This is a genomic window from Kamptonema formosum PCC 10802, from assembly GCF_000332335.1.
Classification (GTDB): domain Bacteria; phylum Cyanobacteriota; class Cyanobacteriia; order Cyanobacteriales; family Oscillatoriaceae; genus Oscillatoria.
In genome coordinates this window covers 6,664,131-6,673,255 of record NZ_KB235948.1, presented here as the reverse complement: position 1 = coordinate 6,673,255, position 9,125 = coordinate 6,664,131, and the positions used below count along the sequence as shown (strand labels likewise).

Here is a 9,125-nt window from a genome sequence, read left to right as displayed (position 1 = left end):
CCCACTCACGCCCCATGTAGCAGAAGACGCCAATGAGGAAGTGGAAAATCACCAACTGGTACGGGCCACCATTGTACAGCCACTCATCCAGAGAAGCCGCTTCCCAAATCGGGTAGAAGTGCAGACCGATAGCGTTCGACGAGGGGACAACTGCACCACTGATGATGTTGTTGCCATAGAGCAGGGAACCTGCAACCGGCTCGCGGATGCCATCGATGTCCACTGGGGGAGCTGCAACGAAGGCGATGATGTAGCAGATGGTGGCGGTGAGCAGGGTGGGGATCATCAGGACGCCGAACCAGCCGACATAGATGCGGTTTTCGGTGCTGGTGACCCAGCTGCAGAACCGTTCCCAGACGTTGGCGCTCTCACGGCGCTGTAAGGTAGTGGTCATGTGTTTATGAGTGCTATTGAATTTTCGAGGTTCGTATGATGTTTCTATCTTAAACAGCCTGTTAAGGTTTGTAAAGGGGGTAAACCAGCATTTGTTCTGATGGGATAGATAAGTTTTGCTTATCGGAGGGTGGGGGTGGCCGGTGGGAGCGGCACGTCCGAGCCGGTGGGGCTGCCGGTTTGGTTAAAATCGTCTATAACCTAGAACTTCCAGAAGTAGGGAGCTGAGAAAATGTCAGTTGAGCTGACTGCTGGGACAAGCCCCGAACCCGCCGTGGACAAGGAATGGGAACCCCCCATGCCGCCGGCGGACTTAATATTTGACGATGGAGAACCCTTGGAGAGCAACCGGCACCGCATTGCGATGAACGCCCTGATCCGGTCAGTGCAGCACGCTTGGGCTGACCGCAACGACTTCTTTACGGGCGGGAATATGTTCATTTACTACAGCAGCGACCAAGTTCGCAACCAAGACTTCCGAGGGCCAGATTTCTTTGTCGTGCTGGATGTGGATGGGACAAAGGAACGACAGGGTTGGGTGGTGTGGTCAGAGGGCGGTCGCTACCCGGATGTGATTGTGGAGCTGATGTCCCCAAGCACAGCTCGGATAGACAAGGGCAGAAAGAAGGATATTTACGAGCGGGTTTTCAAGACAGCCGATTACTTTGTGTTTGACCCGTTTGAGCCGAATTCCTTACAGGGGTGGCATTTGGATAGTTCCCACGGCTATCAGCCCTTGGTGGCTTCTGAGCGGGGGTGGCTGTGGTGCGAGAGGCTGGGCTTCTGGCTGGGAACCTGGGAGGGGACAATAGATCGGGAGACGGCGGTGTGGTTGCGGTTTTACGACCGGGAGGGCAATCTGGTGCTGTTACCGGATGAAGCTGCGCAGCAGCAGGCTGAGCGGGAACGTCAGCGGGCTGAACAGGCTGAAGAACAAGCTCAACAGGCTCAACAGCTGGTGGAACAAGAACGCCAGCGGGCTGAACGTCTCGCCGCCCGGTTGCGGGCGATGGGGGTAGATCCGGATACTGTTTAGGGGAAGGGCTGTTGTTGGGCGTGCCGGCACGCCCAAAGCCGCACGCTTCGGGTGCCGGTGGGGCTGCCGGTTTGGTTAAAATCGTCTATAACCTAGAACTTCCAGAAGTAGGGAGCTGAGAAAATGTCAGGAAAGCTGACTGTTGAGACAAGCCCCGAACTCCCAGTGGATGAGCAGTGGGAACCCCCCATGCCGCCGGCGGACTTAATATTTGATGATGGTGAACCCTTGGAGAGCAACCGGCACCGGATTGCGATGAACGTCCTGATCCGGTCATTGCAGCAAGCTTGGGCTGACCGCAATGACTTCTTTACGGGCGGGAATATGTTTCTTTACTACAGCAGCGCTCAATTTCGCAATCAGTGCTACCAGGGCTTCCGAGGGCCAGATTTTTTTGCCGTGCTCAATATTGATGGCTCTTACCCCCGCCAAGGCTGGGTGGTGTGGGAGGAGGGCGGTCTTTACCCGCATGTTATTGTAGAGCTGACATCACCGATCAGTGCTGAGATAGACACCGGCCCGAAAAAGGAGATTTACGAGCGGGTTTTCAGGACACCGGATTACTTTGTGTACAATCCGTTTAACCGGAATTCCTTGCAGGGGTGGCATTTGGACAGTTCCCAAGGCTATCAGCCCCTAGTGGCGGATGAGCGGGGGTGGCTGTGGTGCGAGACTTTGGGCTTTTGGCTGGGAACCTGGGAGGGGACAATAGATCGGGAGACGGCGGTGTGGTTGCGGTTTTACGATCGGGAAGGCAATCTGGTGCTGTTACCGGAGGAAGCTGCGCAGCAGCGGGCTGAGCGGGAACGTCAGCGGGCTGAACAGGCCCAAGAGCAGGCTGAGCAAGAACGTCAGCGGGCTGAACGTCTCGCCGCCCAGTTAAGGGCGATGGGGGTAGATCCGGATACTGTTTAGGGGAAGGGCTGTTGTTGAACATGCCGGTGTCGCACGCAGAGGGCATCGGCTGGTATGGATATTAGAAATTGCCAGCCGAACCAGTAGGGAGATGTGAACAACGGATACGGGAGGCGGAGCCTCAGACTGGGCGTTCCCCGGCTCCCGCCTGGGAACGAGTTATACTCATCACCAATCGTCCCAGTAAGGGAATTAACACGAGTAGAACTACAAGCAACCAAAAAATAAGACTGACAATCTTAACTGTTTTGCCAAATCCCGACTTTTTAGCACTCTTTTCCGCCTTGGCCAACGTATTTGTAGGCGATTCCGTTTTTGTAGTGAGAGCTTCACTCATAGTGATTCTTTCCCAAGAGTAAGGGGACTGATTGGGTTGTAATCCATACCCACTGCTCAATTATTCAAAATCCCCCCCAAGCCGTCAAGAGTTCTTTCGTGGGAAAAAGTGGGCAAATTTCCTAAGGCGGATTGTGGGAAAAAGTGGGATTTAGTGGGCAAAGTGGGGAAATGTGGTGTAAAGTGGGATAGTCCCATACTCTCCCCACTTTCACCTATGGACATCCTAGAACTCCTGCAATGGACTGACGAGCAGGTATTGGCCAACACCGGCAAACATCTCGACTCACTCCAAAAGGCCATATTAGAGGGGGTTTGGCAACACCAGAACTATGAAGAAATCGCGGACACTCATCATCTCAGCTACGATCATGTCAAAAAGCCAGCGTGGAGATTGTGGAAGCTTCTATCTGAGACGCTCGGAGAAGATGTAAAAAGCTCTAATGTTCGCTCCCTCTTGGAAAACCGAGGGTTCTCAACTATTTATTCTAATTATGGGGAGCGCCTACAGATTGTTGGCACCAACAATGGAAACATCACTATCTGTGGGCAAAATACGCCTTCGCCCTCTCCCCCTGACGCGCCCCAAAACAAAAACCTATCGCCAATAATCGATTTAACAGACGCACCGGCATTAATAGACTCTTCCCACCGCACGTCAGAACTCTCCACCCTCAAACAGTGGATTTTACAAACCGGCACGCGATTGATTGCCATATACGGCTTGAGTGGAATTGGCAAAAGCGCACTGGCGCTCAAACTCATTGAAGACATCCAAACCGAATTTGATTGCATTATTTGGCGAAGTCTCAGTAACGCCCCCACCCTTTCAACCCTGCAAACCGAACTCAAGCAATTTTTTTGCCGAGCGCAACCCACCCCACTCCCTACAGTTATTGATTATTTTCGCTCCTCTCGCTGTTTAGTCATCCTGGATGACGTGCAGAATATTTTTCAACCTGGCCAATTAGCCGGTCAATATTTAGCCGGCTGTGAGGATTATGGCAAATTCTTTCAACAAGTAGCCACCTCATCTCACCAGAGTTGTTTAATTCTCATCAGTTGGGAAAAGCCCAGAGAACTCACTCCCTTAGAAGGAGAAAGCCGGCCCGCACGAACATTGCACCTCCAAGGCTTAGGAGAACAAGCCGCCAGAGAAATCTTAAGAGAGAAAGGATTAACAGATGAGGAGAAATGGTCAGAGCTAATCGCCCTCTATCAAGGCCATCCTTACTGGTTAAATATTATAGCTTCAACAATAGTGGAATTATTCAACGGGAGCGTTTCCCGGTTTCTTGCCGGTGGGACTTGGATATTTTTAGGTGACTTAGAACCCCTGTTAGAATCTCATTTAGCGCGTCTGTCGGAGTTAGAAACAAAGGTGAGCTACTGGTTATCGAGTCAAGATGAAGCTGTTGATATTTCAGATGTGCCGGCAGATAGTGACTTATCCCAATCAGAAGTTTGGCAAGCCATCCAATCTTTAGCGCGACGCGGCTTAGTGGAAAAAGTTCAAGTGGGAGCGCAAGTGAGGTTTCGCATCAATCCTGTATTTCAACAATACATTCAGCGCAAATTCAGACAATAAAAAAGCGCCCCCTTTCGAGGAGCGCTTTTTGTTGGTGTCGAGACCGAATTTATCCGGTCTCATACCGGGGTAAAACTTAGCCCTTGATAGCGGGAGCTTCAACAGAAGCCAAGTCGAGGGGGAAGTTGTGAGCGTTACGCTCGTGCATCACTTCCATACCCAAATTGGCGCGGTTGATCACATCAGCCCAAGTATTGATAACCCGACCTTGCGAGTCAATCACAGACTGGTTGAAGTTGAACCCGTTCAAGTTGAACGCCATCGTGGAGACACCCAGAGCGGTGAACCAGATACCGACCACCGGCCAAGCACCCAAGAAGAAGTGCAAGGAACGGCTGTTGTTGAAGGAAGCGTATTGGAAGATCAGGCGACCGAAGTAGCCGTGAGCTGCAACGATGTTGTAGGTTTCTTCTTCTTGACCGAACTTGTAACCGTAGTTTTGAGACTCGGTTTCAGTGGTTTCGCGAACCAGAGAGCTGGTGACGAGAGAACCGTGCATGGCGGAGAACAGAGAACCGCCGAACACACCGGCAACACCGAGCATGTGGAAGGGGTGCATCAGGATGTTGTGCTCAGCTTGGAACACCAACATGAAGTTGAAGGTTCCGCTGATACCCAGAGGCATACCGTCGGAGAAAGAACCTTGACCGATCGGGTAGATCAAGAACACTGCAGTTGCAGCAGCAACCGGAGCGCTGTAAGCTACGCAGATCCAAGGACGCATCCCGAGCCGGTAGGACAACTCCCACTCACGCCCCATGTAGCAGAAGACGCCAATGAGGAAGTGGAAAATCACCAACTGGTACGGGCCACCATTGTACAGCCACTCATCCAAGGAAGCCGCTTCCCAAATCGGGTAGAAGTGCAGACCGATAGCATTCGACGAGGGGACAACTGCACCACTGATGATGTTGTTGCCATAGAGCAGAGAACCTGCAACCGGCTCGCGGATGCCATCGATGTCCACTGGGGGAGCTGCAACGAAGGCGATGATGTAGCAGATGGTGGCGGTGAGCAGGGTGGGGATCATCAGGACGCCGAACCAGCCGACATAAATGCGGTTTTCGGTGCTGGTGACCCAGCTGCAGAACCGTTCCCAGACGTTGGCGCTCTCACGGCGCTGTAAGGTAGTGGTCATGTGTTTATGATTGCTATTGATTTTTCGAGGTTCGTATGATGTTTGGCGATTTCGCTCTCGCCTGAATCTAATATGACACGCTGCTTAACATTCCGCAACACTTTATTAATCATTGTTATTTATACCTAGTATTTGGAAAACTTATATGATTTCCCGGGCCGCTGCCAGTAAGGGCCAACAGCTGTTCGCCCCTGGGCAGTCCGGTTTGTAGTTGGGCTTTAGCCCAAAGTTCGCAGTTGGGCTTTAGCCCAAAGTTCGCAGTTGGGCTTTAGCCCAAAGTTCGCAGTTGGGCTTTAGCCCAACTGCAGTTTGTCCCCTCGCTCCCAGCCTCCCGCCTGGGAACGCCGTGAAAGGAGGCTCTGCCTCATTCGGTGCACACCTTGGGTTAATATAGGAGGAATACGCTTTAAGATTTCTTCAGAGTTAGCACCGGCAGCCATTTGCCGCCGCTTTCGCTCTCGCTTCACAAGGAAGCCGGGAGCTACAACTTGTCGTAGGTATAAGAAAAACTAATGAGATTCTCGGATCGATTGCTTTCAGCGATGGAGCGCAATCAGAGCTTGCTGTACGCGGGGCTCGACCCCGATCCAGACAGCCTGCCCAAGCGCTACCGCACCGGCTCGGACAGCAACAGCCTCCTGGGTGGGTTGCGGGAGTGGCTGCTCGACACCATCCGGGAAACCGCAGAGTTCGTCTGCGCTTACAAGCCCACCCTGGGATTTTACCAGGCCCTGGGTGCCCCCGGTTTGGAATTGCTGCAGGAAACCCTCGCCGCCATCCCCACCCACATCCCCGTGATTCTCGATGCCAAGCACAGCGACATCAACACTAGCACAGCCGTTGCCCGCACTGTCTTTGAAGACTGGCGTGCCGATGCGTGCACCCTGTCGCCCTACCCTGGACAGGACCTGATCGCCCCCTTCTTGGTTTACCCCGATAAAGCCGTCTTCGTGATGTGCGCGCCGGCAAATCTCTCCGCGCCGGTGTTGCAGCACTATCCAGGGACAGACTTACCCCTGTACTTGCAGATGGTGGAAGCGGCAAAAACTTGGGGCACCCCCGAACAGCTGGGACTGGAAGTGGGCGCGGCAATACCGGATATTTTGGCTCGCGTCCGCGCTGCAGCGCCAGAACGCCTGATTCTCGTGCTCGGAAGCCCGTCAGAAGAGCAAGACTTGGCCAAAATCCTGGCTGCCGGTTTAAACCCACACGGCGAGGGGCTGCTCCTACCGGCACCCCCACATATATTAGCCAGCGACGAGCCGGCAGAAGCCCTGTTTGCCTTGCGCAACACGATCAACCAGCAGCGCCTGCGGGTGCTGGAAGAAAGTCCCGCCTGCAACCTCTGGTTTCCGGATGTTTGCTCTTTGCAAAAAAACCCCCACTGGGACTTAATATTGCAGCTTTTCGACATCGGCTGCATTACCTTTGGCGACCACGTACAAGCCTCAGGAGCCATTTTTCCTTACTACATCGACCTGCGCAAAATCATCTCCCAGCCGCAAATCTTCCATCAAATTGTCAGCGCCTACGCCGGCATTCTCAAAGACCTGGAATTTGACCGAATAGCCGGCATTCCTTACGGATCGTTGCCCACAGCCACAGGGCTAGCGCTGCGCCTGAACCGCCCAATGATCTTCCCGCGCAAGGAAGTGAAAGCCCACGGCGCAAAACGGCTGGTAGAGGGAAATTTCCACCCTGGAGAGAGAGTTGTGGTCGTAGATGACATTCTCATCAGCGGCAATAGTGCGATGGAAGGTGCGGCCAAACTCCAATCCGTTGGGCTAAATGTAGAAGATATTGTCGTGTTTATCGACCACGAAAAAGGGGTGAAAGACCGGCTGCGGCAGAATGGCTACCGGGGGCATGCAGTTTTGGAGATTTCAGAAATTGCCGAAACCCTCTATCAAGCCGGTCGCATTGAGACTGAGAAATTCAAAGTGCTCGTAGAGCCCCACTGAGACTTCCCACCCCCTCCCAGTAGGGTGCGTGACGTGCCGGTGTCACGCACTTATTTTGTTAGTTTCCTGGCGATTAGAAATCGCGGCTATACAAACGAAGCCCGCCTACCCTGCGGGAAGGGCTTCGCCCAACGTGGGCTAAGAGAAGAGCGAGACTCTCAAAAATATGCGCGGTTTTTTCCTCGTTCCCTCGTTGCCTCGTTCCCAGCCTGCGTCCGCCTGCGCGAAATTCTGCAATTCTTTAAACCCGCGCAGGCGGGTTTTGTCTGTATAGCTGCGGTTTCCAACCGCCAAGCTTAACCCCCCAGCTTGAACCGAAAAGTACCTGGGAAATGGAATTTAAGGGCTTACTTGCCTTGCGTCCGCCTGCGCGAAATTCTGCAATTCTTTAAACCCGCGCAGGCGGGTTTTGTCTGTATAGCTGCGGTTTCCAACCGCCAAGCTTAACCCCCCAGCTTGAACCGAAAAGTACCTGGGAAATGGAATTTAAGGGCTTACTTGCCTTGCGTCCGCCTGCGCGAAATTCTGCAATTCTTGAAACCCGCGCAGGCGGGTTTTGTCTGTATAACTGCGGTTTCCAACCGCCAAGCTTAACCCCCCAGCTTGAACCGAAAAGTACCTGGGAAATGGAATTTAAGGGCTTACTTGCCTTGCGTCCGCCTGCGCGAAATTCTGCAATTCTTGAAACCCGCGCAGGCGGGTTTTGTCTGTATAACTGCGGTTTCCAACCGCCAAGCTTAACCCCCCAGCTTGAACCGAAAAGTACCTGGTAAATGGAATTTAAGGGCTTACTTGCCTTGCGTCCGCCTGCGCGAAATTCTGCAATTCTTGAAACCCGCGCAGGCGGGTTTTGTCTGTATAGCTGCGGTTTCCAACCGCCAAGCTTAACCCCCCAGCTTGAACCGAAAAGTACCTGGGAAATGGAATTTAAGGGCTTACTTGCCTTGCGTCCGCCTGCGCGAAATTCTGCAATTCTTGAAACCCGCGCAGGCCGGGTTTTGTCTGTATAGCTGCGGTTTCCAACCGCCAAGCTTAACCCCCCAGCTTGAACCGAAAAGTACCTGGGAAATGGAATTTAAGGGCTTACTTGCCTTGCGTCCGCCTGCGCGAAATTCTGCAATTATTGAAACCCGCGCAGGCGGGTTTTGTCTGTATAGCTGCGGTTTCCAACCGCCAAGCTTAACCCCCCAGCTTGAACCGAAAAGTACATGGGAAATGGAATTCAAGGGCTTACTTGCCTTGCGTCCGCCTGCGCGAAATTCTGCAATTCTTGAAACCCGCGCAGGCGGGTTTTGTCTGTATAGCTGCGGTTTCCAACCGCCAAGCTTAACCCCCCAGCTTGAACCGAAAAGTACATGGGAAATGGAATTTAAGGGCTTACTTGCCTTGCGTCCGCCTGCGCGAAATTCTGCAATTATTGAAACCCGCGCAGGCGGGTTTTGTCTGTATAGCTGCGGTTTCCAACCGCCAAGCTTAACCCCCAGCTTGAACCGAAAAGTACATGGGAAATGGAATTTAAGGGCTTACTTGCCTTGCGTCCGCCTGCGCGAAATTCTGCAATTCTTGAAACCCGCGCAGGCGGGTTTTGTCTGTATAGCTGCGGTTTCCAACCGCCAAGCTTATAGGGGTTTTCATATCAGTGAGATACTGAGAAACCCGGTTTCTTTAAGAAACCGGGTTTCTGGCATGTACTTCATCCAACTGAAAACCGCTATAACCCCGCAAAATTACGGTGCGTTCCCCCAAGGGCAACGCACC

General features: G+C 53.0%; 6 protein-coding genes. 4 read left to right on the top strand and 2 right to left on the bottom strand.

Annotation, left to right across the window (positions count from 1 at the left end):
• The coding region (locus OSC10802_RS42375) for a photosystem I reaction center subunit IX (RefSeq protein WP_044170223.1) at nt 1-394 on the bottom strand (394 nt) is incomplete at its 3' end.
• A gap of 231 nt (nt 395-625) precedes the next feature.
• Here OSC10802_RS42375 and OSC10802_RS0129375 point away from each other — a divergent pair.
• The 3 genes from OSC10802_RS0129375 to OSC10802_RS0129360 all read left to right on the top strand — a co-directional run bounded on the left by OSC10802_RS0129375 (nt 626) and on the right by OSC10802_RS0129360 (nt 4,268).
• A complete protein-coding gene (locus OSC10802_RS0129375; protein ID WP_017720357.1) occupies nt 626-1,429 on the top strand; it encodes a Uma2 family endonuclease in 804 nt (267 codons plus the stop codon).
• 123 nt (nt 1,430-1,552) lie between these two features.
• Nucleotides 1,553-2,344, top strand: coding sequence for a Uma2 family endonuclease (locus OSC10802_RS0129370; protein WP_017720356.1), 792 nt, complete (start codon nt 1,553-1,555; stop codon nt 2,342-2,344).
• 553 nt (nt 2,345-2,897) lie between these two features.
• Entirely contained in the window at nt 2,898-4,268 is a 1,371-nt protein-coding gene (locus OSC10802_RS0129360) for a helix-turn-helix domain-containing protein (protein ID WP_017720354.1), read from the top strand.
• 76 nt (nt 4,269-4,344) lie between these two features.
• Here the strand turns inward: OSC10802_RS0129360 and OSC10802_RS0129355 are convergent, their stop codons facing one another.
• Nucleotides 4,345-5,406 carry a photosystem II reaction center subunit D1 gene (locus OSC10802_RS0129355; protein ID WP_017720353.1) on the bottom strand — a complete coding sequence of 354 codons (1,062 nt, stop codon included), beginning with the start codon at nt 5,404-5,406 and terminating at the stop codon, nt 4,345-4,347.
• Nucleotides 5,407-5,918: 512 nt separating this feature from the next.
• On the opposite strand from OSC10802_RS0129355, the gene OSC10802_RS0129350 reads away from it, so the two are divergent.
• Nucleotides 5,919-7,367 (top strand): bifunctional orotidine-5'-phosphate decarboxylase/orotate phosphoribosyltransferase, encoded by a 1,449-nt coding sequence (locus OSC10802_RS0129350; protein WP_026098921.1) that lies wholly within the window; start codon nt 5,919-5,921, stop codon nt 7,365-7,367.
• The last annotated feature ends 1,758 nt before the right edge of the window (nt 7,368-9,125 follow it).

Bases quoted from the DNA above. Each gene is read 5' to 3' on its own strand.
- OSC10802_RS0129355 (WP_017720353.1), bottom strand. From the start codon at position 5,406: ATGACCACTACCTTACAGCGCCGTGAGAGCGCCAACGTCTGGGAACGG.
- OSC10802_RS0129350 (WP_026098921.1), top strand. From the start codon at position 5,919: ATGAGATTCTCGGATCGATTGCTTTCAGCGATGGAGCGCAATCAGAGC.
- OSC10802_RS0129375 (WP_017720357.1), top strand. From the start codon at position 626: ATGTCAGTTGAGCTGACTGCTGGGACAAGCCCCGAACCCGCCGTGGAC.
- OSC10802_RS0129360 (WP_017720354.1), top strand. From the start codon at position 2,898: ATGGACATCCTAGAACTCCTGCAATGGACTGACGAGCAGGTATTGGCC.
- OSC10802_RS0129370 (WP_017720356.1), top strand. From the start codon at position 1,553: ATGTCAGGAAAGCTGACTGTTGAGACAAGCCCCGAACTCCCAGTGGAT.